Consider the following 24,404-nt stretch of genomic DNA (forward strand, 5'->3'; position numbering starts at 1 on the left):
GGCGTAGGCTAAAGGCTTCAAGCCCGCAGTCGAAGCGGCCGGACCATCCGGCGCAAAAGGAACGCACCCGTGCATATCGAACACCCTCGCCTCAGCGAGCATGACGTCTGGCTTTTCCGCGAAGGCACGCACGCGAAACTGCACGACACGATGGGCTGCCACCTCCAGCCCGGCGGCGGCGCCAGCTTCGCGGTGTGGGCGCCCAATGCCCAGGCGGTCTCGGTGATCGCCGACTGGAACGGCTGGGACGACAGCGCGATGCGGCTCGAGCCGCGCCCGGACGGCAGCGGCGTGTGGGAAGGCTTCGACCCGGACGCCGTGCGCGGCGCCGTCTACAAGTACCGCATCTTCTCCGCCGCGAACGGCAACGTGCTGGAAAAGGCTGACCCCTTCGCCTTCTACGCCGAACCGCCGCCGGCCACCGGCTCGCGCGTCTGGTCGCTCGAGCACACCTGGAACGACGACGCCTGGATGGCCGCGCGCGGCCCGAAGAACGCCCTCGACGCGCCGATGTCGACCTACGAACTGCACGCCGGCTCCTGGCAACGGCAGGACGGCCAGATGCTGGGCTGGCGCGAGCTGGGCGAACGGCTGGCCGGCTACCTGGTCGACATGGGCTTCACCCACGTCGAGCTGATGCCGGTGACCGAGCACCCGTTCTACGGCTCCTGGGGCTACCAGACCACCGGCTACTTCGCGCCGACCTCGCGCTACGGCACGCCGCAGGACTTCATGGCCTTCGTCGACCACATGCACCAGCGCGGCATCGGCGTGCTGCTCGACTGGGTGCCTTCGCACTTCCCGACCGATGCCCACGGCCTGGCCTTCTTCGACGGTACGCATCTCTACGAGCACGCTGACCCGCGCCAGGGCTTTCATCCGGAGTGGAACTCGAGCATCTTCAACTACGGCCGCAACGAGGTCCGCAGCTTCTTGATCTCCTCGGCGCTGTTCTGGCTGGAGCACTACCACCTCGACGGCCTGCGCGTGGACGCCGTGGCGTCGATGCTCTACCTCGACTACGCGCGCCAACCCGGCGAATGGATCCCCAACGTGCACGGCGGCCGCGAGAACCTCGAGGCGATCGGCTTCCTGCGCGACCTCAACCGTGCGGTCTACCGCGAGCACCCGGACACCGTGTCGGTCGCCGAGGAATCGACCGCCTGGCCGATGGTCTCGCGGCCCACCGACATGGGTGGGCTGGGCTTCGGCATGAAGTGGAACATGGGGTGGATGCACGACACGCTGTCGTACTTCGCGAAGGACCCGGTGCACCGCCGGCACCACCACCACCAGCTGACCTTTTCGCTGGTCTACGCTTTCAACGAGAACTTCGTGCTGCCGCTCTCGCATGACGAGGTGGTGCACGGCAAGGGCTCGCTCATCAACAAGATGCCCGGCGACGCCTGGCAGCAGTTCGCCAACCTGCGCGCGCTGTTCGGCCTGATGTGGACGCACCCGGGTAAGAAGCTGCTCTTCATGGGCGGCGAGTTCGGCCAGCGCCGGGAATGGACGCACGACGGCGAACTGGAATGGTGGGTCACCGGCCAGGAAGGCCACGGCGGGCTGCAGCACTTCGTGCGCGAACTCAACCGCGTCTACAAGGCCGAGCCGGCGTTGTACGAAGTGGACTTCTCGCCCGACGGCTTCGAGTGGGTCGAGGCCGACGACGCGCAGAACAGCGTTTTCGCCTTCCTGCGCAAGGCGCGCAACGGCGACCCGGTGCTGGTGGTGTGCAACCTCACACCGCTGCCCCGCACGAACTACCGCCTCGGCGTGCCGCTGCCCGGCCTGTGGCGCGAACTGCTCAACAGCGACGCGCGCGACTACGGCGGCGCCGGCTGGGGCAACATGGGCACGGTCGAGTCCGCGCCGCTGCCCGCCCAGGGACGGCCGCATTCGCTGACGCTGACGCTGCCCCCTCTTTCCACCCTGATCCTGAAGCTTGAGACCCATGCCTAAGAGCCCATCGAAGAGCACAGCGCCCCCCCCGTCGACGCCGGCAGCGAAGACCTCCAAGGCCGCACGCACGCCCCGCGAGAACATCACGCCCACCATCCCCGCCATCCCCGCCACGCCAGCCATCCCCGAGACGCAGACCGCCGCGCTGATCGCGCATCCGCACAGCCTGCCCAAGGAAGGCCGCATCCGCGCGGTGATCGATGCCGTGCTGCCCAACGTCGACGGTGGCCGCTTCGCGGTCAAGCGCATCGCCGGGGAGCCCTTCGAGGTCACCGCGCACTGCATCACCGATGGCCACGATGTGCTGCGCGCGATGATCCAGTGGTGGCGCGAGGGTGACACCACGGTGCACGAGACGCCGCTCGCGCTGGTCAACAACGATGTATGGACCGGCAGCTTCACCCCGCCGGTGCCGGGCCGTTACATCTATTCGGTGCTGGCCTGGGTCGACGGCTTCGCGTCGTGGCGCCATGAGCTGACACGCCGCGTGGACGACGCCGACATCCGCATCGCCGCGAAGGTCGGTGCGACCGAGGTTGCCGCCGCCGCCCAGCGCGCGCAGGGCAACGACGCCGCCACGCTCGCGCGCCTGGCGGCCGAGCTCGGCCGCGCGGCCGACGACGACACCATCACCGGCACGGCCCTCAAGGCGCTGGCACTGGACGAGAAGCTGGAAGCCCTGGCCTCGCTCTACCCGGACCGCCGCTTCGAGGCCCGCTACGGCGCCGAACTGTCGCTGGTGGCCGACCGCGAACGCGCACGCTTTAGCAGCTGGTACGAACTCTTTCCGCGCTCTGCCGGCACCGTGCCCGGCCAGCACGGCACGTTCAAGGACGTGGAAGCACGCCTGCCCGCGATCCAGAAGATGGGCTTCGACGTGCTGTACTTCCCGCCGATCCATCCGATCGGACGCGTCGACCGCAAGGGCAAGAACAACGTGCTCGTCACCGAGCCGGACGACGTCGGCAGCCCGTGGGCCATCGGCGCAGAGGAAGGCGGCCACAAGTCCATCCTGCCCGCGCTGGGCACGCCCGAGGACTTCCGCCATCTGATCGCCGAAGCCGGCAAGCACGGCCTGGAGATCGCGATGGACATCGCGTTCCAGTGCGCGCCCGACCACCCTTACGTCAAGGCGCACCCGGGCTGGTTCCGCTGGCGGCCGGACGGCACGGTGCAGTACGCCGAGAACCCGCCCAAGAAGTACCAGGACATCTACCCCTTCAACTTCGAGTGCGACGACTGGCAAGGGCTGTGGACCGAACTCAAGAGCGTGTTCGATCACTGGATCGCCGAGGGCGTGACGATCTTCCGCGTCGACAACCCGCACACCAAGGCCTTCCCGTTCTGGGAGTGGTGCATCACGGAGATCAAGCGCGAGCACCCCGAGGTGCTCTTCCTGGCCGAAGCCTTCACGCGCCCGAAGGTGATGCACCGGCTGGCCAAGCTGGGCTTTTCGCAGTCGTACACCTACTTCACCTGGCGCAACACGAAGCAGGAGCTGACCGAGTACTTCACCGAGCTGTCGCAGGGCCCCGGGTACGACTACTTCCGCCCCAACGTGTGGCCCAACACGCCGGACATCCTGCACGAGCAACTGCAGAGCGGCGAGGCGCCGATGTTCCGGCTGCGGCTGACGCTGGCCGCCACGCTGGCCGCCAGCTACGGCATCTACGGCCCGGCCTACGAGTTGCTCGAGCACAAGCCGCGCCACGCGGGCAGCGAGGAGTACCTCGACTCCGAGAAGTACCAGCTGCGCACCTGGCCGAACGACATGCCGCACAGCCTGGCACCCTTCATCGCGCGCATCAACCGCATCCGTCGCGACAACCCCGCGCTGCAGAGCAACGCGGCGCTGCGCTTCCTGCCGGTCGAGAACGACCAGCTGCTCGCGTACGTGAAGGCGTCGGACGACGGCAGCAACGTGGTCGTCACGGTTGTCAACCTGGACCCGCACAACGCGCAGTCCGGCTGGATCGGCCTCACGCCCGAATCCATCGGCGTGCCTGCCGGCCAGTCCTTCCAGGTGCACGACCTGCTGAGCGATCAGCGCTTCCTGTGGCAAGGCGAGTGGCATTACGTGATGCTGGAACCACAGAGCACGCCGGCCCATGTGTTGCGGGTGCGCCGACGCACCCGCGACGAGAACGACTTCGAATACTTCCTGTGAAAAGAAGAGAGGCCCCGTGGTCATGAACGCACCCCTTCAAGCCCAGCACGTGCAGCCGGCCGCGGCCGGCAACGTGCCCGCCCTCACGCTCGAAACGCCGGAGATCGACACCAGCGACGATCCGCAGTGGTACCGCGACGCGGTGATCTACCAGCTCAACGTCAAGGCCTTCTTCGACTCGAACAACGACGGCATGGGCGACTTCAAGGGCGTGACCGCGAAGCTCGACTACGTCAAGGAACTGGGCGTCAACACGATCTGGCTGATGCCCTTCTACCCGTCGCCGCTGCGCGACGACGGCTACGACATCTCCGAGTACGAGAACGTGCACCCGCAGTACGGCACCATCGAGGACTTCCGCGAGATGCTCGACGCCGCGCACGCCCGCGGCCTGCGCGTGATCACCGAGCTGGTCATCAACCACACCTCGAGCGAGCACCCGTGGTTCAAGGCGGCCCGTGCAGCGCCGCCCGGTTCGCCGGAGCGCAACTTCTACGTGTGGAGCGACACCGACCAGATCTACCAGGGCACGCGGATCATCTTCACGGATACTGAGACCTCGAACTGGACCTGGGACCCGGTCGCCAAGCAGTACTTCTGGCACCGCTTCTTCAGCCACCAGCCCGACCTCAACTTCGACAACCCGGCGGTGCTCGAAGCGATCATGAAGACGATGCGCTTCTGGCTGGACATGGGTGTCGACGGCTTCCGGCTGGATGCGATTCCCTACCTGGTCGAGCGCGACGGCACCAGCAACGAGAACCTGCCCGAGACGCACGACGTCATCAAGAAGCTGCGCGCCACCATCGACGCCGAGTACAAGAACCGCTTCCTGCTGGCCGAGGCCAACATGTGGCCCGAGGACGTGCGCGAGTATTTCGGCAATGGCGACGAGTGCCACATGGCGTACCACTTCCCGCTGATGCCGCGCATGTACATGGCCATCGCGCAGGAAGACCGTGACCCGATCATCGAGATCATGCAGCAGACGCCCGACATCCCGGACGGCTGCCAGTGGGCCATCTTCCTGCGCAACCACGACGAGCTGACGCTCGAGATGGTGACCAGCCGCGAGCGCGACTACATGTACCGCATGTACGCCGCCGACCCGCGCGCCCGCATCAACCTGGGCATCCGCCGCCGCCTGGCGCCGCTGATGGAAAACGACACCGACCGCATCAAGCTGATGAACAGCATGCTGCTGTCGATGCCGGGCTCGCCCATCATCTATTACGGCGACGAGATCGGGATGGGCGACAACGTCTTCGTGGGCGACCGCAACGGCGTGCGCACACCCATGCAATGGAGCCCCGACCGCAACGCCGGCTTCTCGCGCGCCGACCCGCAGAGCCTGTACCTGCAGCCGATCATGGACCCGATGTACGGCTACGAGGCGCTCAACGTCGAGACGCAATCGCGCGAAGCCAGCTCGCTGCTGAACTGGACCAAGCGCATGCTGGCGGTGCGCAAGACCAGCCGCGCGTTCGGACGTGGCAAGCGCCGCTTCCTCAAGCCGGGCAACCGAAAGATCCTGGCCTACCTGAGCGAGCACAACGACGACGCGATCCTCACCGTCTTCAACCTGTCGCGCACGGCGCAGCCGGTCGAGCTCGACCTGTCGGCCTTCAAGGGCCGGGTGCCGGTCGAGATGCTGGGCAAGACCGCGTTCCCGCCGGTGGGCGACCTGCCCTACCTGCTGACGCTGCCGTCGCACGGCTTCTATTGGTTCCGCCTGTCGGCCGAAGTGCAAATGCCGGCGTGGCACCAGGAGGGCACGCCGCTGCAGGACCGCGCGGTGCTCGTGCTGTTCGACGGCTGGACCAGCTTCTTCCGCGATCGCGTGATGCCCTGGCGCATCGGCATGGCCGAGCGCATGCGCCTGCAGCTGGAGACCGAGACCCTGCCGCACCATGTCGAGACGCAGCGCTGGTACGCGTCCAAGGGAACGCCCATCACCCGTGCCCGCCTGCGCGACCACGCGGTGTGGGATGCCGGACAGCGCAGCTGGATGCTGCCCCTGCTCGACCTCGACGGGCCGGCCGAAGCCTCCACCTACTTTATGCCCCTGGCCATCGCCTGGGAGGACCACGACGAAGATCGCCTGAAGGCGCTCATGGCCTGCCCGGTCGCCAAGGTGCGCCAGCAGGCCAACGTCGGCGTGATGGCCGATGCCTTCTTCGACGAGGGCTTCTGCCGTGCGCTGATCGAGGCGATGGGCAGCGGCCTCACGCTGCCGACCGCGGGCGGCAAGCTGCTCTTCACCCACACCGACGCCTTCGCCAAACTGGCAGGCAAGGACATCGCCACCCTGCCCGTGACCGCGCCGACCGCGCAGAGCAGCAACACGGTGGTCACGCTCGGCGAGCGCCTGTTCCTCAAGGGCTACCGCCGGCTGCGCCCGGGCATCAACCCCGAACTGGAGATGGGCCGCTTCCTCACCGAGGTGGCGAAGTACCCGAACTGCGTGCCGGTGGCCGGCGCGCTGGAGTACGTGGCCGCCGACGGCAGCACCATGACGCTCGCGATGGTCCAGTCCTACGTGCCCAACCAGGGCGATGGCTGGGACTACACGCTCAGCTACCTGGAACGCCATCTGGAGGCCATGCGCACCGTCGATGCGCCGCAACCGGCCGATGTGCACGGCGGCTTCCTGTCGCTCATGCACACGCTGGGCGAACGCACCGCCGAGCTGCACCTGGCGCTGTCGCAGCGCACCGGCAACGCGGCCTTCGACCCGGAGCCGCTGACGGCGCAGGACGTGATCGCCTGGCGCGAGCGCGCTGCGAACGAAGCCGGCCGCACGCTCGACCGGCTGGCCGAACGCCTGGCCGATCTGCCGCACGAGTTGCAGGACGAAGCCAAGCGGCTGCTGGTGCGCGCAGCGGAGGTGCGCGCCCGCGTCGCCGACTTCCCGCTCGACGGCCAGTCGGGCGTGAAGACGCGCTTCCACGGCGACTACCACCTGGGCCAGGTGCTGGTGTCGCGCAACGACTTCCTCATCATCGACTTCGAAGGCGAGCCCGCGCGCAGCTTCGAGGAACGACGCCAGCGCAGCTCTGCGCTGCGCGATGTGGCCGGCATGGTGCGTTCCTTCAACTACGCACGCTGGTCCGCCCTGCGCCGCGTGGCCCAGAGCGCCGACGAGATCGTCAAGCTGGAGCCTGCCGCGCGCGAATGGGAAGCCGAAACGCGCGATGCCTTCCTGGGCGCCTACATGGCACGCATGAGCCATGGCGGCGCGGCGCAGAGCGCCGAATCGGCCACGCGGCTGCTCGCCCTCTTCGAGTTCGAGAAGGCGATGTACGAGTTGCGCTACGAGCTGGACAACCGGCTCGACTGGGTGCAGGTGCCGCTGCAAGGCATCCTGGCACTGATCGACCGCCACGGCCATTGAACGACTGAATCACCGCGACACCCGGCACCCGGAGAGACACCATGGACAATTTCGGCATCCACCTCGAGCCCGCACGGGCCATCCTGTTCCAGATCGGCGCCTTCCTGCCACGGCTGCTGATCGCGGTCGTGGTGGTCATCGCGGGCTGGCTGCTCGCCAAGGTGGCGCGCTTCGCCGTCGTGAAGGCGATGCGCGCCATCAACTTCCCCGTGCTCACCGAGCGCTCGGGCCTGGACGGCTTCCTGCGCCAGGGGGGCATGACCGGCGACACCACCACGATCTTCGGCGTGCTGGTGTACTGGCTCGTCATCCTGGCGGCGCTGCTCATCGCCTTCAACGGCCTGGGCCTGACCTACATCACCGACCTGCTCGGCCGCGTGGTGTGGTTCGTGCCCAATGTGTTCGTGGCGCTCTTGGTGCTGGCCTTCGGTGCCTACTTCGCGCGCTTCATCGGCGACACGGTCACGACCTACTGCCGCAACGTCAAGATGCAGGACGCGCTGCTGCTGGGCAAGCTGGCCCAGTACGCGGTGATGGCCTTCGTGGTGCTGATCGCGCTCGACCAGATCAAGGTCGGCGGCGACATCATCCGCGAGAGCTTCCTGATCCTGCTGGGCGGCGTGGTCTTCGCCATCGCGCTGGCCTTCGGCCTCGGTGGCAAGGACTGGGCGGCCGAGCGCATCGAGGAGTGGTGGCCGCGCCGCGGCCGCTCGCTCAAGGAACGCGAGGAGAGCGACCGGCTGCCCTGATCGGGCAACCGGGCCTCCACCGGTTCCGTGGCACGCGGCTTGCCTCGCCTTCGGGCACGTTCCCCCACCTTCGCCGACGCGCACTGCTGCCATGAAATCACCCAACCCGATCCACGTCGTCTGGCCCGGTGCCGCGTACCCGCGTGGTGCCACCTGGGACGGCGAAGGCGTCAACTTCGCCCTGTTCTCGCAGCATGCCGAGAAGGTGGAGTTGTGCATCTTCGACGACAACGGCCGGCATGAGCTGCAGCGCATCGTGCTGCGCGAGCGAACGGACGACGTATGGCACTGCTACCTGCCGGAGGCCCGCCCCGGCATGGCCTACGGCTACCGCGTGCACGGCCCCTACAAGCCGGAAGACGGCCACCGCTTCAACCCGCACAAGCTGCTGATCGACCCCTATGCCAAAGACCTGGTCGGCCAGCTGCGCTGGAGCGACGCGCTGTACGGCTACACGATCGGCAGCAAGCGCGAGGACCTGTCCTTCGACCGGCGCGACAGCGCGTCCTTCATGCCCAAGGGCCGCGTGCTCGAGACCGCCTTCACCTGGGGCGACGACCGCCGACCGCAGATCGCACGGCAGGACATGGTCATCTACGAGATGCACGTGCGCGGCTTCACCATGCAGCACCCCGAGGTACCGCCCGAACTGCGCGGCACCTACGCCGGCCTGGCGACCGCGCCGGTCATCGATTACCTGCAGCGCCTGGGCATCACCACGGTCGAGCTGCTGCCGGTGCACAGCTACCTGAACGACCGGCACCTGGCCGAGAAGGGCCTGCAGAACTACTGGGGCTACAACACCCTCGGCTTCTTCGCCCCCGAGATGCGCTACAGCGCCGCGCGCAAGGTCAAGGAGTTCAAGACGATGGTGAAGACGCTGCACTCCGCGGGCATCGAGGTGATCCTCGACGTGGTCTACAACCACACCTGCGAAGGCAACCAGCTCGGGCCGACGCTGTCGCTGCGCGGCGTGGACAACGCGTCGTACTACATCGTCAACGCCGACAACCGGCGCTACTACGACGACTTCACCGGTTGCGGCAACACCGTCAACCTCGAGCATCCGCGCGCGCTGCAGCTGGTGATGGACTCGCTGCGCTACTGGGTCGAGGAGATGCACGTCGACGGCTTCCGCTTCGACCTCGCCTCGGCACTGGCGCGCGAGAGCGGCAAGGTCGAGAACCTCGGCGGCTTTTTCGACGCGATCCGGCAAGACCCGGTGCTCAACCGCGTCAAGCTCATCGCCGAGCCGTGGGACCTCGGCCACGGCGGCTACCAGGTCGGCAACTTCCCGCTCGGCTGGGCCGAGTGGAACGACCGCTACCGCGATGGCATGCGCAGCTACTGGAAGGGCGACGGCGGCCTGCTCGGCGAAGTGGCCAGCCGGCTCACCGGCTCGCAGGACCTGTACGGCTGGTCGGGCAAGCAGCCGCCGGCCAGCATCAACTTCGTGACCGCGCACGACGGCTTCACGCTGCACGACCTGGTGTCGTACAACGAGAAGCACAACGAGGCCAACGGCGAGGACAACCGCGACGGCAGCAGCAACAACCATGCATGGAACTGCGGCGTCGAGGGGCCGACCGACGACCCCGACGTGCTGTCGCTGCGAGCGCGGCAGAAGCGCAACCTGCTTGCGACGCTGCTGCTGTCGCAGGGCGTGCCCATGCTGCTGGCGGGCGACGAGTCCGGCCACACGCAGAAAGGGAACAACAACGTCTACTGCCAGGACAACGAGCTCGGCTGGCTCGACTGGGCGCTCGACGAGGAGCGTGCGGCCCTGCGCGACTTCACCCGCCACCTCGTGCACCTGCGCCGGCGCCATCCGTCCTTCGGGCGACGCAGCTTCTTCCGTGGTGCACCACTCGAAGCCGGTGCCCCCAAGGACCTGGTCTGGTACCGCCCCGACGGCCAGGAGATGGGCCCCGGCGACTGGTCCGACGGCAACGCGCGCTGCATCGCCATGTTCATGTCCGGCTGCGGCATCGCGGACATGGGCCGGCGCGGCGAAGCGCTCTACGACGACGACTTCCTGCTGCTCTTCAACGCGCACCACGAGGACATGGATTTCACCCTGCCCGCCGACGGTGCCCCCTGGCGCCTGCGCGTCGACACGGCCAGCGACACGCTGCCCGACGACGAGGCGCCCCCCCTGGTGCAAGCCACCCTTCGCGTGCATTGCCGCTCGCTGGTGCTGCTGGCCCGACCCACGAGAACCCCCCCATGAAACGTGCCCACACCATGCCTTTCGGCGCCAGCCTGCTCGACGGCGGCGGCGTGCTCTTTCGCTACTGGGCGCCCGGCCTCGCGCGCATCGAACTCGAGCGTGAAGGTGCCGAGGGTGCTCTCCCGATGCTGCCCTACGCCGACGGCTGGCACCACCTCGAGGTGCCCGAAGCCGCGGCCGGCGACCGCTACCGCTTCAAGCTGCCCGACGGCCTGCACGTGCCCGACCCGGCCTCGCGCCGCAACCCGGACGACGTGCATGGCGCCAGCGAGGTGGTCGACCCGCGCAGCTACCACTGGCACGACGTGGAATGGCACGGCCGGCCCTGGCACGAGGCCGTGATCTACGAGCTGCACATCGGCACCTTCACGCCCGAAGGCACCTTCGCCGCGGCGAAGGCCCGGCTGGCCGAGCTCGCCGAGCTCGGTTTCACCGTGATCGAAGTGATGCCGGTGGCCGACTTCCCCGGCCGGCGCGGCTGGGGCTACGACGGCGTGCTGCTGTTCGCGCCCGACGCGGTCTACGGCACGCCTGACGAGCTCAAGGCTTTCGTCGATGCCGCGCATGCACTCGGGCTGATGGTGCTGCTCGACGTCGTCTACAACCACTTCGGCCCGGAAGGCAACTACCTGCACGCCGGCAGCCCGGCCTTCTTCAACCCGGCGCACCAGACGCCCTGGGGCGCGGCCATCAACTACGACGGTGAACTGGCGCGCACGGTGCGCGACTTCTTCGTGCACAACGCGCTGTACTGGGTGGAGGAGTTCCGCTTCGACGGCCTGCGCATGGACGCGGTGCACGCGATCCGCGACGACTCCGACACCGACATCGTGCAGGAGATCTGTGCCGCCCTGCGCGACGGCCCGGGCCGCGAGCGCCAGATCCACGTCGTGCTGGAGAACGACGCCAACGGCTCGCACTACCTCGAGCGCGATGCCGACAACCGCCCGACCTGCGCCACCGCGCAGTGGAACGACGACCTGCACCATGCGGCGCACGTGCTCGTCACCGGCGAACGCGACGGCTACTACGCCGACTATGCGGACGATGCCGTCGACAGCTTCGGCGTGGCGCTGGCGCAGGGCTTCGTCTACCAGGGCCAGCCCTCGCCCTTCCGCAACGGTGAGCACCGTGGGGAGCCGAGTGCGCACCTGCCGCTGGCGGCCTTCGTGTCTTTCCTGCAAACCCACGACCAGGTCGGCAACCGGGCCTTCGGCGACCGCATCTCGGCGCTGGCCGACCCGGTGCTGCTGCGCGCGGCCTACGCCTGCCTGCTGCTGTCGCCACATGCGCCGATGCTGTTCATGGGCGAGGAATACGGGGCGTCGACGCCCTTCCTCTACTTCTGCGACTTCGGCCCTGAGTTGGCCGCTGCCGTGTCGGAAGGCCGGCGCGCCGAGTTCGGCGGCTTCGCCGCCTTCAAGGACGAGGCCGCTCGTGAGCGCATCCCCGACCCGAACGCCGAATCGACCTTCCTCGCCTCGAAGCTGCGTTGGGAAGAGCGCGCCGACGGTGCCCATGCCGAACTGCTGTCGCATGTGCGCGACCTGCTCGCGCTGCGCCGCGAACGGCTGATGCCGCGCCTGGCCGCACACCGAACCGGCGGGCAGCACTGGCGCGAAGGTGAAGCGCTGCGCGTGCGCTGGGAAGTCGGCGGCGCCGCGCCCGGCCGCTTCGCGCAACTGAACCTGCTGGCCCACTTCGGCACGACGACCATCGACGCACCGCCGCTGGCGGGCGACCTGCTCTACACATCGGCCACCGACCGCGACGCCGGCCCGACCTGGCGGCTTGCGCCCGGCGCCGTCTGCCTGACCCTCGAGGAGAACCCGCTTGCTTGACGCACCCCACGGCGAACACGAGGCGCTGCAGCGCCTGTGCGCCCACTTCGGCATCGCGACCGACTACCACGACATCTTCGGCCACCGCCATGTGATCGCACCGGCCAACCTGGTCACGCTGCTCGAGAGCTTCGGCGTCGACCCGCATGCGCTGCCGCACGAGAGCCTGGAACAGGTCGACGCGGCGCACTGGCAGGGAACGCTGCCGCCCGCGGTTGCGGTCGACGCCGGGCGTGAGCAGTGGCAGCTCACGCTGCGGCTGCCAGCCGCACAGCCGGAGATCGGCTGGACGCTGCACACCGAAGACGGCACGCCCCACCATGGCCGCATCGACCTGCACGCGCTGCCCGAGGGCGCGCGTGGTGAACGCGACGGTGTCGTCGTATGCGAACGCCGGGTGACGCTAAGCCTGCCGCTGCCGATCGGTTACCACCGCCTGAGCCTTGAAGGCACCGTCGGCGAAACGCTGGTGCTCGCCGCGCCGCCGCACTGCTACCAGCCACCCGCCCTGCGGGGCGATGGCCGCGTGTGGGGGCCGGCAGTCCAGCTCTATGCGCTGCGTTCGGCGCGCAACTGGGGCATCGGCGACTTCAGCGACCTGACGCAGCTCGCGCAACAGGTGGCGCCACGCGGCGCCGGCATCATCGGGCTGAACCCGCTGCATGCGCTGTTTCCGCACAACCCCGCGCATGCGAGCCCCTACAGCCCGTCGTCGCGGCTGATGCTCGACGTGCTCTACATCGACGTCGAGGCCGTCGACGAATTCCGCGACTGCGAGCCGGCCCAGCGCCTGGTGCAGTCGCCCGACTTCCAGACCCGGCTGGCCGCGCTGCGCGAAGCGCCGTTGGTCGACTACCCCGGCGTGGCCGCGGCGAAGTTCGAGGTGCTCGAACTGCTCTACGCCCATTTCCGCGCGCAGCAGGCCAGCGGCCAGAGCGCCACGGCCGCCGCCTTCGACGACTTCCGCACGGCACGCGGCGACGCGCTGCGCCGCCACGCCACCTTCGAGGCCCTGCAGGCGCATTTCTTCGCGGCCGACGCCTCCGTGTGGGGCTGGCCGGTGTGGCCCGAGGACTACCGCGATCCGGCCTCGCCCGCGGTCGCGCGTTTCGTCGAAACGCACGCCGAGCGCGTCGGCTACTACGAGTACCTGCAATGGCAGGCGGCCCGCCAACTGCAACGCGCGAGCGACCAGTGCGCGGCGCTGGGCATGGCCGTGGGCCTCTACCTGGACCTGGCCGTGTCGGTCGACCGGGCCGGCTCCGACACCTGGTGCCAGGGCGAGCAGTTCGCGCACGGCGCGAGCGTGGGCGCACCGCCCGACGAGTTCAACCCCAACGGCCAGGGCTGGGGCCTGCCGCCGCTGCGGCCGGACAAGCTGCGTGCCGACGGCTACCGCTTCTTCATCGAGACGCTGCGCGCCAACATGCGCGGCGCCGGTGCGCTGCGCATCGACCACGTGATGGGCCTGATGCGCCTGTTCTGGATTCCGCCGGGCAAGACGCCGCAGGACGGCGCCTATGTGCACTACCAGCTGCACGAGATGCTGGCCGTGGTCGCGATCGAGAGCGAGCGCGAACGCTGCATGGTGATCGGCGAAGACCTCGGCACGGTGGCCGACGAGATGCGTGGCGCCCTGGCGCGTTACCAGATCCTGTCGTACCGCCTGATGTACTTCGAGCGCGGCCACGACGGCGAGTTCAAGGCACCCGCCGAGTACCCACGCCATGCGCTGGTGGCCATCAGCACGCACGACCTGGCCACGCTCACCGGCTGGTGGACCGGGCACGACCTGCGGCTGCGCCTGTCGCTCGGCCTCTTCCCCAACCAGGCCATCTTCGAGAAGCAGCTGTTCGACCGCGCACAGGAACGCGTGCGCCTGCTGCTGGCCGTGCAGCGCGCCGGCCTGCTGTCGGCCGACGCGGTGGCGCAGGCCACCGGCGCGCAGACGCTGGCGCCCGAGACCGTGGCCGCCTTCCACGCCTTCCTCGCGAGCACCGCATCGCAGGTGATGATGGTGCAGCTGGAGGACGCCATCGGCCAGGTCGAGCAGGCCAACATGCCGGGCACGACCGACGCGCACCCCAACTGGCAGCGCAAGCTCACGCTCGACCTGCAACAGCTCGCCACCGACGAGAGCACGCTGGCGCTGTTCCAGACGCTCGAGGCCGTGCGCCCGCACCCGGCGCGCGCGCCGGTGGCCCACCGCGGCATCGAGACCGTCGTGCCGCGTGCCACCTACCGCCTGCAGTTCCACAAGGACTTCACCTTCGACCACGCCATTGCCGTGCTGCCCTACCTGGAGAAGCTGGGCGTGAGCCATGTGTACTGCTCGCCCATCCAGCGCGCGCGGCCGGGCAGCATGCACGGCTACGACGTGGTGGCGCACGATGAGATCAACCCTGAGCTCGGTGGCCAGGCCGGCTTCGAGCGCTTCAGCGCCGCGCTGCGCGCGCACGGCATGGGCCAGCTGCTCGACCTCGTGCCCAACCACATGGGCGTGCTGGGCGCCGACAACGCCTGGTGGATGGACGTGCTCGAGAACGGCCCCGCGTCGCTCTACGCGCAGCACTTCGACATCGACTGGCAGCCGCTCAACGTCGAGCTGCACGGCAAGGTGCTGCTGCCGGTGCTGGGCGACCACTACGGCGACGTGCTCGACCGCGGCGAGCTGGTGCTGGCCTTCGATGCCGAGAACGGCAGCCTCGCGGTGCACTACCACGAACACCGCTTCCCGCTCGCGCCCGAGACCTACGGCCGTGTGCTGCAGCGCGCCGAATCGCGCCTGGCCGACCCGGACCTGTCGGCCAGCCTGGCGAGCATCGCCACGTCCTTCGGCCACCTGCCGGCGCGCGAAGCCACCGATGCCGAGGCGGTGGCCGAGCGGGCGCGCGACAAGGAGCTGCTCAAGAGCCGCCTCGCGCGGCTGGTATCGCGCCAGCTCGACGTGGCACAGGCCATCGCGGCGGCACTGGCCGACATCAACGCGCAGGGCGAGCGCGATGCGCTGCACGCGCTGCTCGAAGGGCAGGCCTACCGGCTCGCCTTCTGGCGCGTGGCGGCCGACGAGATCAACTACCGGCGCTTCTTCGACATCAACGAGCTGGCGGCGTTGCGCATCGAGCGCGAGCCGGTGTTCGAGGCCACGCAGGGCATGGCGCTCGACCTGGCGGCCGCAGGCGTGGTCGACGGCCTGCGCATCGACCACCCCGACGGCCTGTACGACCCGGCCCAGTACTTCAACCGGTTGCAGCAGGGCTACGCCAAGCGCGCCGGCCTGGTGCTGCCCGAGCCCGATGCCGAGGGCCGCCCACCCCGCCCGCTCTACGTCGTGGCCGAGAAGATCGCCGCGTCGCAGGAAGAGGTGCCGGTGCAGTGGGCCATCCACGGCACCACCGGCTACCGCTTCGCGACGGTGGTCAACGGCGTGCTGGTGGATACCAACGTCGAAGAGCGCTTCCTGCGCATCTGGCGCAGCTTCACCGGCGTGCTGCAGCCCTTCGGCGAACTGGCCTACGAAGGCAAGCGCGCCATCATGCGCAACGCGCTGTCGTCGGAACTCAACGTGCTGTCGAGCGAACTGCTGCGCATCGCGCGCGGCGACCGGCGCACGCGCGACTACACGCTCAACACGCTGCGCCGCGCGCTGTCGGAGGTCGCGGCCTGCCTGCCGGTGTACCGCAGCTACATCCTCGATGCGCCGTCGGAACAGGACCGCAAGTACATCGACCAGGCCGTGGCCGAAGCGCGCCACCGCAGCCGCGATGCCGACGGTTCGGTGTTCGACTTCGTGCGGCTCACGCTGCTGGCCGACACCGTGCCCGGTGCCGACAAGGCGCTGTGCGCAAGGGCGTTGCGCCTGGCGATCCGCTTCCAGCAGTTCAGCGCGCCGGTCACGGCCAAGGGCGTGGAGGACACCGCCTTCTACCGCTACTTCCCGCTGAGTTCGCTCAACGAGGTGGGCGGCGAACCGGCGCATTTCGGGATGACCGTGGCCGACTTCCACATCGCGAGCGCCGACCGTGCCGCGCGCTGGCCGCACACGATGCTGGCCACGTCGACGCACGACAACAAGCGCTCGGAAGACGTCCGCACGCGCATCGACGTGCTCTCCGAGATGCCCGCCACCTGGCGGCTCGCGCTGCGCCGCTGGCGCGCGATGAACCGCACCGAGGCGGACGCTGCCGCGGGCGCCGACGAGCGCGGACCCATGCCCTCGGCCGCCGACGAGTACCTGCTCTACCAGACGCTGCTGGGCACGCTGCCGGCTGGCGGCCTGACCGACGCCGCACGCGCTGGCTACGTCGAACGCATCGAGCGCTACATGCTCAAGGCCGCGCGCGAGTCGAAGGTGCACACCAGCTGGACCTTTCCCGACGAGGACTACGAGAAGGCGCTGGCGGGCTTCGTGCAGCGCATCCTCGGCCAAGTTGCCGGCAACCCCTTCCTCGACGATGTGCAGGCCCTGGGCGACACGCTGGCCTGGTTCGGCGCGCTCAACAGCCTGTCGATGACGCTCATCAAGTACGGCTCGCCGGGCGTGCCCGACCTGTACCAGGGCAACGAGTTGACGGACCTGAGCCTGGTCGACCCGGACAACCGACGACCGGTCGACTACGGCGCCCGCGCGCAGTGGCTGGAGCGCCTGTCGCAGATCGCCCAGGGCCCGGGCGAACCGGCAGCCGTGCGTGCGCTCGCGGCGGCACCGCACGATGGCGGCGCGAAGCTGTGGATCCTCTCGCGCTTGCTCGAATTCCGCCGCGACGAGCCCGCGCTGTTCCGCGACGGCGCCTACGCCCCGCTCGAAGCGACCGGCGACGGCGCATCGCATGTGCTCGCCTTCCAGCGCACGCACGAGGGCAAGACGCTGCTGATCGTGGCCGGCCGCCTCATCGTCGGCCTGGCGACCGAGGCCGAATCGCAAGCCTCGATCGCGGCATCGGATTGCTGGCTGCCGCTGGGTGCCGAGGTCTGGAAGGACACGGCCGTGGCGCTGCCCGGCTGGCCCGACGGCGCGCGCTTTCGCAACCTGTTCACCGGCGAGGTCTTGACCGTGCGCGACGGCGCGCTGCTGATGCGCGAGGTGTTCTCGCACTTCCCGGGCGCAGCTCTGGTCGCGCTCGACGCGCGCCACTGATCAACGAAACCGCCACGCCCAAGGTCCATCATCTCGGTCACTCTCAATCCGAACGCATCGTCCGGCCGCGCGAGGAACTGGGGTTCCGTATGCGCTTCAACATTACATGCGGGACCCCGTCACCATCCTTTCGCCACCCGAGCTCAAGGCGCTGCATCCGCTGGGCGCGGCGCCTTTGATCGTGCGCGCCTACCTGCAACGCATCGGCGAGCGGCCGGCGTATCGACGCGCGATGGCCAAGGGTGATCCGGATTTGACGCCGACGCTGGGTTGAGGGAGAGCGTTCTCGGAAGCGCTGTTGTTTGGTTGGAATAGCACTGGTGAAAGTCTGCTTAACGGCAAGGGACCTTCAGCTTTGTGAATAGCAGCCAGCCAACTCAACTCTTGGGAATTCAGTCGCATCCCATAGAATTTGGGTGCCTCGCCGGCCGGTCACATGGAGCCGTTTGGGGCGTACTTCGCGGCCGTTGCGCAATGGCACGGCCGCCATGGCGCGACTACTCTCGGAGAGAACATGGGACGCTGGTTCAGTACCAACAAGGGATTCCTGGTGTTTTTGATGTGTTTCGGCCTCTTCCGAACCGCCATTGCAGACTGGAACCCCATCCCCTCTGGGTCCATGCGGCCCAATTTGCTCGAAGGAGACGTGGTATTCGTCAACCGCCTGGCTTACAACGTCAAGGTGCCCCTAACCGACGTCGTGCTGGCCCACACTGGTGAACCGCAGCGCGGTGAGGTGGTTACCTTCTCGTCGCCGCAAGATGGCATGCGCCTCATCAAGCGGCTGGTGGGTGTGCCCGGAGATACGGTGGAAATGCGCGATGAGATGCTCTTCATCAATGGTGAGGCGGCTCGATACGACGCTGCCGAAGCCGTTCGAGAGTCGATCTACCTTGGCCGCATCTTCAACGCCACGCGCCTGACGGAGAAGGTGCAAGGCAACGAGCGTCGCGTGCAGTGGCTTCACGGCGTTGCGGCTCGGAGAAGCTTTGGCCCTATTACGGTACCCGAGGGCGAGTACCTGATGCTGGGCGACAACCGGGACGACAGCGCCGATTCGCGCTATTTCGGCTTCGTTCCGCGTCATCTGCTCATTGGACGGGCGCTTGGTGTGCTTGTCTCCGCTGATATCCAGAGCAATTGGATTCCCCGGTTCGAGCGGTTTGGGCTGAAGCTCTAGAAACCTTTTTCCGGATGGATAGCCGGGCCGTTTTCATGTGCAGCATCTCCATGGGATGCCTTCGGCATTGCCAAGCCAGCCTCTGGCGTCAACTCACGATGAAGGTTCAGCGCGTATGTCCATCTTGCCGAGAGTGATCTGTTGCCCAAGTCCCTATGAAAGCGCAAATGTGACAGCTATGCCCCCCGCCACGGCGGCAGCAAAGACGAAGCCATCCAAGAAAACCACCGCGCGCCACACCCACCGAGGCACTTCGCGAGCAAAGCGGCGCAGACGGTCAGCGTGCGAATTTCCGCGCGGAAGAACGGCAGCTGCCGCCAGAGCGCCCACGATAAGCAAAACAGCCAATCCAAGCACCAGCGCGAGCACGACTGCGAATGTCAAAAGAGGGGGTAGAAAACCGCTCATGGCCGATTGTTGCCTGCGCGATGGTTAGTGCGCACGCGCTCACGACGGTTTGATTCGGAGCCGGCGTCGAACGTCTGGTATTGGCCTACTGTAGGCGCCCAGCTTGTCGCCGAAAAAGGGGATCAGCCGCCCTTCGTCATACGCGCAGCAAACTCATTGCTCCGCCGCACGGCAGGGTGCCGCAGCCAACATGCGCGCTGCGCGGAGGAACGCCACCGGCCCGACCCAACTGACATGCCAGTTGCCCGCGACCGGCACCTCACGCTTGTGCGCGATCACCAGATCTCGTTTCGGCACGACCAGGATGTACTGGCCATGCACACCCCACGCCATGGACGCACCGCTCAGTGGTGAATCTGGCGGCTCTTCGAGCAGCCACCACAGGTAGCCATACCCGAAGCCGCGCCGTGCCGTGTGCGGCGGATGCATCTGTGCAGCGGGCGTGGTCTGGCTCGTCATTTGTTGGACCCAGTCGGCCGGCACGAGCTGATGGCCGCGCCAATTGCCCTGGCGCAGCACCAAGTAGCCCAGACGTGCCATGTCGCGCGTGGACAGGAAGAAGGGGTAGGCCAAATGCTGCGAGCGCCGCGCATCGCCACTGTGTGCATGGCGGGCCAGGTCGAAATCCTCGAGCTGGAGAGGTGTGGCTAGGTCGTCGTCGAAAGCCTGGTAGATGTCTCGTCCAGTCAGGCGCTCGAAGGCCGTGCCCGCAGCATTGAAGTCCCAGTTGTTGTACAGAAAGTAGCTGCCGGGCCTCTGCGATCCACGGGGGGGCGCGGCCGCCGCGTCGTCACCACCATTGGCGGCCGCGTGGTAGACCCCGGAACGCGCGGCCAGCAGGTCGCGCAACCTTGCCTGCCGCTCGACGGGCAGCAGCCCGCCCACGTCGTCGATGCCCAGGTCGGCCAGCGTGCGGTCGAGGTCGATGGTGCCATTGGCCACGTACTTGCCGTACATCATCGAGAGCACGCTCTTGCGCACCGAGAACACGATGCTCACGGCCTGGACCGGGCCCTCGCTGAACAGCACGCGGCCGTCCTGCACCGCCATGAGCGCGGTCGTGTCCAGCGTGCGCACGTAGCTGCGGGTGGCGTCCAGTGCACGGCGGCAGGCGCTGCCCGGTTCAGCCTCAGACGCCGAGGCCCAGGATGCACCGGGGAAGACTGCTGGCGCAGCAGGTGTTGCGGTGGCGCCGCCGGCGGGGAGCAGCAGTGCGAAGGCACATGCGCACAGCAGCCATCCCCATCCGGAGCGTGCTGAACGCAACGAGCAACGCCAGGCAGACTTCCGCTGTTGAACACGTTCTCCCGTCCCAGCGAACATCACCGGCGTCATCATTCGCCCTCGCCCTCGCCCATCGGCGCATGGCAAGCGACGCACAGCTTGTTCCCGTCCGGATCGCGAAAGTAGGCGCCGTAGTAATCGGCGTGGTACTGCGGGCGCGGGCCTGGCGGCCCTTCGCAGGTGCCGCCGTTTTCCAAGGCGCTTCGATGGGCCGCGCGCACGACCTCCCTGGAGGCCGCCGCGAAAGCCACCATCTGCCCGTTGCCGGGGTGATGCGGTTGTCCGTCATGGGGCTGGCAGATGACGAAGAAAGGACGCGCCCCGCCTGCGCTGTGCCAGCCTGCCCATGGCCTTTCTCGCTCGCAGAAGCGCAACTCGAGGCCCAGGCTGTGCATGAGAGGGCTGTAGAAGCGCAAGGCACGCTCGAAATCGCCGACGCTGACAAAGACATGAGAGAACACACGAACTCCTGGACGATGGGGTCGACGGCGCCGGATCCTTGCGATCGACGTTGTCCCATGCACTGATCGTAGAAGCGTTGGCGGCCGACCTCAACGCCTACACCGACCGCCCCGCGCCCACCACCCCCGGCATCGTCGACACCGGCGCGCCCAGGTGCCCCATCTCCTTCAGGATGAGCTGCCGCGCATAGCGTGCGAACAGCTCCACCAGCCGCGTGCGGCTGTGGTACTGCGGATAGAGCAGCGCGGCCGTGACCGGCAGCGGGTGCAGGAAGGGCCGCACCTCGATGCCGCCGTGGCCGGTTTCCTCGCTCGCCGCCAGCGGGTTGACGATGCTGATGCCCAGCCCCGCGCCGACCATCGCGCAGATCGACGCACCCAGACTGGCTTCGGCGACCAGCGCGCGCTGCACCTCGGCGTCGGCGAAGAGCAGGTCGATGCGGTGGCGCAGCGCGGTACCGCCCGAGAACGAGATGAAGGGCTCGCCGCCGAAATGTTCCGCGCCCAGTGCCTTGAGCCGCGCCAGCCGATGGCCACGCGGCAGCACGGCGACGCAGTTCATCGCGAGCACGGGCTCGACCTGCACGCCGGGGCTGTCTTCGGACAGCAGCGCCAGGCCGAGATCGCACAGCCCCGCGCTGACCCAGTCGTGAATGGCACCGGCGTTGCCCGACTGGATGGACACCATCACGTCGGGATGCCGCGTCTTGAACTGCGCCACGACCCGCGCCAGCAACCCACCCGCCAGCCGCGGCATGGCCGCTACCGTGAGCCGCCCGGCACTGAAGGCGCGGATGCCTGCCGCCGCGGACTCGAGCCCGGCCAGGCCGACGAAGGTCTTTTCCACCTCCTTGTAGAAGCGCGTGCCGTCGAGCGTCGCGGTGAGGCGGCTGCCCTTGCGGCTGAACAGCGCGAACTGCGCGATCTTCTCGAGCTGGCCGATCAGCCGGCTCACCTGCGGCTGCGAGGTGTGCATGCGCCGCGCGGCCTCGGTCATCGAGCCGGACACCATCACGGCCCGGAAGGCCTCGATGTGCCGCAGCGACATGCGTGTCGTAGCCATATCAGATATGAATGGATGAATATCCAAGTGGAATTGGGCAAAAGGATAGCGCGCCGGGATACTGCCTGCGTCTTCAGCACCCTTGCCACACGAGGATCGATCCGATGCGAACGTCTGCCGTCTCTCTCGCCGCCGCGCTGGCCTTCAGCGCCCTTCTGCCCCTCGTCGCCGCCGCCGAAGGCCGGCTCGACAAGATCAAGCAGGCCGGCGCGATCGTGCTGGGCCACCCGGAATCGTCGGTGCCCTTCGCCTACCTCGACGACAAGCAGGCCCCCATCGGCTACAGCGTCGAGATCTGCCAGGGCATCGCCGCCCATGTGCAGAAGTCGCTCGGCCTGGCCAAGCTCGACGTGCGCTACAACCCGACCAGTTCGGCCACGCGCATTCCGCTGCTGGCCAACGGCACCATCGACCTCGAGTGCGGCAACACCACCAACAACCTCGAGCGCCACAAGCTGGTGGCCTTCGCGCCGACCACCTTCGTGGCCGAGGTCGTGCTGACGGCGCGCAAGGACGGCGGCGTCAACGTCGACGACCTGGCCTCGTTCCGCGGCAAGGCGATCGCGGCGCAGGCCGGCGGCCAGACCTTCCGCCTGGTGTCGCAGCTGAGCGCGAAGAACGGCTACAACATCACCGTGATCCCGACCAAGGACACGGCCGAGACCTTCCTGATGGTCGAGAGCGGCCGTGCCGCCGGCTCCGCACAGGACAGCGGCCTGGCCTACGCCTCGGTCGCATCGGCGCGCACCAGCAGCGACTTCGTCATCAGCAAGAAGGGCCTGGAGCCTGCGCCCTACGGCATCGTCCAGCCGAAGGACGACCCGGCCTTCAAGAAGGTGGTCGACGAGGCGGTCGTCGGCATGATCAAGAGCGGCAAGGTCGCGGCGCTCTACCAGAAGTACTTCCTCTCGCCGATCCCGCCGAAGCAGATCAACCTCAACTACCCGATGAGCGACATCCTCAAGCGGGTGCTCGCGAGCCCGACGGATTCGGGTGACCCGGCGGTCTACCAGTAAGTCAGGCACGTGCTGCGCGGCGCCCGCGCGCCGGCTGAGAAGAAGAAGATCCGATGAACTACGACTGGAGCTGGGGCGTCTTCCTCGACCCTTCGCTCGACGGCACGCGCTCCTACCTGCAGATGCTGTTCGTCGGCGTCGGCTGGACGCTCACGCTCGCGGCCTGCGCCTGGACCATCGCGCTGCTGATGGGCAGCCTGATCGGCACGCTGCGCTGCGTGAGCCACAAGCCGCTGAAGTTCATCGCCACCGTGTATGTCGAGGTGTTCCGCAACATCCCGCTGCTGGTACAGCTCTTCCTCTGGTACTTTGTACTGCCGGAGTTCCTGCCGAGTTCCATGAGCACGGCCCTCAAGCAGCTGCCGCACCCGTGGGGCGCCTTCTGCCTCGCGGTGCTGGCCATGGGCTGCTACGGCGCCGCCCGCCTGGCCGAGACGCTGCGCGCCGGCATCGAGTCGCTGCCGCGCGGGCAGATGCTGGCGGCGCGCGCCATGGGCCTGACCGAGTACCAGGCCTACCGCCACATCATCCTGCCCGAGGCCTTCCGCATCATCCTGCCGCCGATGACCTCGGAGCTGATGGGCACCATCAAGTACTCGTCGGTGGCGCTGACCATCGGCCTGCTCGAACTCACCGGGCAGGCGCGCTCGATGGCGGATTTCAGCTTCCACATCTTCGAGGCCTTCTGCGCCGCCACCGTCGGCTACGTGCTGATCAACGGTGCGGTGAGCCAGGGCATGCGGATGCTGGAGCGCCACGTCGCCGTGCCCGGCCTGATCAGTGCCGCACCGAAGGACGCCGTCTGATGGCCGCGCCGCATTTCGAGCTGAGCGCGATCCTCCCGTCGCTGCCCTACCTGCTGAAGACCGGGCTCGCCTTCACGCTGACGCTGACCGCGCTGGCGGCCGTCATGGGCCTGGCGCTCGGCACGCTGCTGGCGATGGCGCGGCTCTCACCGATCAAACTGATCGCCTGGCCGGCCGCGATGTACGTCAACGTGATGCGCTCGGTGCCGCTGCTGCTGGTCATCTTCTGGTTCTACTTCCTGATGCCGTACATGGGCGCCTGGGTGCTGGGTGCGTCGAGCCCGGTGCAGGTGGGGGCCTTCAAGTCGGCGGTCATCACCTTCACGCTCTTCGAGGCGGCCTATTTCTGCGAGATCGTGCGTGCCGGCATCCAGTCGGTGCCCAAGGGCCAGGTGGCCGCGGGCATGGCGCTGGGCATGGAACATGGCCAGCTGATGCGCAGCGTGGTGCTGCCGCAGGCCTTCCGCAACATGACGCCGGCCCTGCTGACGCGGATCATCATGCTGTTCCAGGACACGTCGCTGGTCTACGTGCTGTCGCTCACCGACTTCCTCGGCGCCGCCTCCAAGATCGGCCAGCGCGACGGCCGGCTGCCCGAGATGTACATCTTCGTCGCGCTGGTCTACCTCGCGATCTGTTTCGCGGCCTCGCGCGGCACCGCCTACCTGGCGCGGCGCCACCGCCATTCGCACTGAACCCGAATCCC

The 24,404-nt window shown here is 68.0% G+C and carries 16 protein-coding genes; 12 read left to right on the top strand and 4 right to left on the bottom strand.

Going from position 1 to position 24,404, the window contains the following annotated elements:
- The first annotated feature begins 69 nt into the window (after positions 1 to 69).
- From glgB to lepB, 9 genes are all read left to right on the top strand, one after another.
- Complete coding sequence (gene glgB, locus QTH86_RS23710; RefSeq protein WP_286648626.1) at positions 70 to 1,962, top strand: 1,4-alpha-glucan branching protein GlgB; 1,893 nt, start codon at positions 70 to 72, stop codon at positions 1,960 to 1,962.
- Complete coding sequence (locus QTH86_RS23715; protein ID WP_286648627.1) at positions 1,955 to 4,129, top strand: alpha-1,4-glucan--maltose-1-phosphate maltosyltransferase; 2,175 nt, start codon at positions 1,955 to 1,957, stop codon at positions 4,127 to 4,129. The genes glgB and QTH86_RS23715 overlap by 8 nt, the downstream gene beginning before the upstream one ends.
- Before the next feature lie 22 nt (positions 4,130 to 4,151).
- Positions 4,152 to 7,523, top strand: coding sequence for a maltose alpha-D-glucosyltransferase (treS, locus tag QTH86_RS23720; protein WP_286648628.1), 3,372 nt, complete (start codon positions 4,152 to 4,154; stop codon positions 7,521 to 7,523).
- Between the two features lie 41 nt (positions 7,524 to 7,564).
- Entirely contained in the window at positions 7,565 to 8,272 is a 708-nt protein-coding gene (locus tag QTH86_RS23725; protein WP_286648629.1) for a mechanosensitive ion channel family protein, read from the top strand.
- Positions 8,273 to 8,363: 91 nt separating this feature from the next.
- Positions 8,364 to 10,502: a glycogen debranching protein GlgX gene (gene glgX / locus QTH86_RS23730; RefSeq protein ID WP_286648630.1), complete on the top strand. Its 2,139-nt coding sequence runs from the start codon at positions 8,364 to 8,366 to the stop codon at positions 10,500 to 10,502.
- On the top strand, positions 10,499 to 12,343 hold the full coding sequence (gene treZ, locus QTH86_RS23735) for a malto-oligosyltrehalose trehalohydrolase (protein ID WP_286648631.1): 1,845 nt from the start codon (positions 10,499 to 10,501) through the stop codon (positions 12,341 to 12,343). Before glgX ends, treZ begins: the two co-directional genes overlap by 4 nt.
- Positions 12,336 to 17,480, top strand: a complete 5,145-nt coding sequence (locus tag QTH86_RS23740) for a malto-oligosyltrehalose synthase (protein WP_286648632.1) — start codon at positions 12,336 to 12,338, stop codon at positions 17,478 to 17,480. The genes treZ and QTH86_RS23740 overlap by 8 nt, the downstream gene beginning before the upstream one ends.
- A 106-nt stretch (positions 17,481 to 17,586) precedes the next feature.
- Positions 17,587 to 17,754, top strand: a complete 168-nt coding sequence (locus QTH86_RS23745) for a hypothetical protein (RefSeq protein ID WP_286648633.1) — start codon at positions 17,587 to 17,589, stop codon at positions 17,752 to 17,754.
- Positions 17,755 to 17,994: 240 nt separating this feature from the next.
- Positions 17,995 to 18,660: a signal peptidase I gene (gene lepB / locus QTH86_RS23750; protein ID WP_286648634.1), complete on the top strand. Its 666-nt coding sequence runs from the start codon at positions 17,995 to 17,997 to the stop codon at positions 18,658 to 18,660.
- A 153-nt stretch (positions 18,661 to 18,813) separates the two neighbouring features.
- Here lepB and QTH86_RS23755 read toward each other — a convergent pair whose 3' ends face one another.
- From QTH86_RS23755 to QTH86_RS23770, 4 genes are all read right to left on the bottom strand, one after another.
- A complete protein-coding gene (locus QTH86_RS23755; protein ID WP_286648635.1) occupies positions 18,814 to 19,068 on the bottom strand; it encodes a hypothetical protein in 255 nt (84 codons plus the stop codon).
- A 153-nt stretch (positions 19,069 to 19,221) separates the two neighbouring features.
- Positions 19,222 to 20,334 (bottom strand): serine hydrolase domain-containing protein, encoded by a 1,113-nt coding sequence (locus QTH86_RS23760; RefSeq protein WP_286648636.1) that lies wholly within the window; start codon positions 20,332 to 20,334, stop codon positions 19,222 to 19,224.
- A 68-nt stretch (positions 20,335 to 20,402) separates the two neighbouring features.
- Positions 20,403 to 20,813: a VOC family protein gene (locus tag QTH86_RS23765; RefSeq protein WP_286648637.1), complete on the bottom strand. Its 411-nt coding sequence runs from the start codon at positions 20,811 to 20,813 to the stop codon at positions 20,403 to 20,405.
- A gap of 97 nt (positions 20,814 to 20,910) precedes the next feature.
- Complete coding sequence (locus QTH86_RS23770; RefSeq protein ID WP_286648638.1) at positions 20,911 to 21,876, bottom strand: LysR substrate-binding domain-containing protein; 966 nt, start codon at positions 21,874 to 21,876, stop codon at positions 20,911 to 20,913.
- Positions 21,877 to 21,980: 104 nt separating this feature from the next.
- On the opposite strand from QTH86_RS23770, the gene QTH86_RS23775 reads away from it, so the two are divergent.
- From QTH86_RS23775 to QTH86_RS23785, 3 genes are read left to right on the top strand one after another with little or no spacing between them, the layout of a single operon-like run.
- Complete coding sequence (locus tag QTH86_RS23775) at positions 21,981 to 22,892, top strand: amino acid ABC transporter substrate-binding protein (RefSeq protein WP_286648639.1); 912 nt, start codon at positions 21,981 to 21,983, stop codon at positions 22,890 to 22,892.
- Between the two features lie 53 nt (positions 22,893 to 22,945).
- Entirely contained in the window at positions 22,946 to 23,698 is a 753-nt protein-coding gene (locus QTH86_RS23780; RefSeq protein WP_286648640.1) for an amino acid ABC transporter permease, read from the top strand.
- On the top strand, positions 23,698 to 24,393 hold the full coding sequence (locus QTH86_RS23785; protein ID WP_286648641.1) for an amino acid ABC transporter permease: 696 nt from the start codon (positions 23,698 to 23,700) through the stop codon (positions 24,391 to 24,393). Before QTH86_RS23780 ends, QTH86_RS23785 begins: the two co-directional genes overlap by 1 nt.
- The last annotated feature ends 11 nt before the right edge of the window (positions 24,394 to 24,404 follow it).

It is taken from the genome of Variovorax sp. J2L1-78 (assembly GCF_030317205.1).
Classification (GTDB): Bacteria; Pseudomonadota; Gammaproteobacteria; order Burkholderiales; family Burkholderiaceae_C; genus Variovorax; species Variovorax arabinosiphilus.

Coding starts and splice junctions, on each gene's coding strand:
- glgX (WP_286648630.1), top strand. CDS start 8,364: ATGAAATCACCCAACCCGATCCACGTCGTCTGGCCCGGTGCCGCGTAC.
- treS (WP_286648628.1), top strand. CDS start 4,152: ATGAACGCACCCCTTCAAGCCCAGCACGTGCAGCCGGCCGCGGCCGGC.
- QTH86_RS23780 (WP_286648640.1), top strand. CDS start 22,946: ATGAACTACGACTGGAGCTGGGGCGTCTTCCTCGACCCTTCGCTCGAC.
- lepB (WP_286648634.1), top strand. CDS start 17,995: ATGGGACGCTGGTTCAGTACCAACAAGGGATTCCTGGTGTTTTTGATG.
- QTH86_RS23785 (WP_286648641.1), top strand. CDS start 23,698: ATGGCCGCGCCGCATTTCGAGCTGAGCGCGATCCTCCCGTCGCTGCCC.
- QTH86_RS23725 (WP_286648629.1), top strand. CDS start 7,565: ATGGACAATTTCGGCATCCACCTCGAGCCCGCACGGGCCATCCTGTTC.
- QTH86_RS23715 (WP_286648627.1), top strand. CDS start 1,955: ATGCCTAAGAGCCCATCGAAGAGCACAGCGCCCCCCCCGTCGACGCCG.
- QTH86_RS23770 (WP_286648638.1), bottom strand. CDS start 21,876: ATGGCTACGACACGCATGTCGCTGCGGCACATCGAGGCCTTCCGGGCC.
- treZ (WP_286648631.1), top strand. CDS start 10,499: ATGAAACGTGCCCACACCATGCCTTTCGGCGCCAGCCTGCTCGACGGC.
- QTH86_RS23755 (WP_286648635.1), bottom strand. CDS start 19,068: ATGAGCGGTTTTCTACCCCCTCTTTTGACATTCGCAGTCGTGCTCGCG.
- QTH86_RS23745 (WP_286648633.1), top strand. CDS start 17,587: ATGCGGGACCCCGTCACCATCCTTTCGCCACCCGAGCTCAAGGCGCTG.
- QTH86_RS23775 (WP_286648639.1), top strand. CDS start 21,981: ATGCGAACGTCTGCCGTCTCTCTCGCCGCCGCGCTGGCCTTCAGCGCC.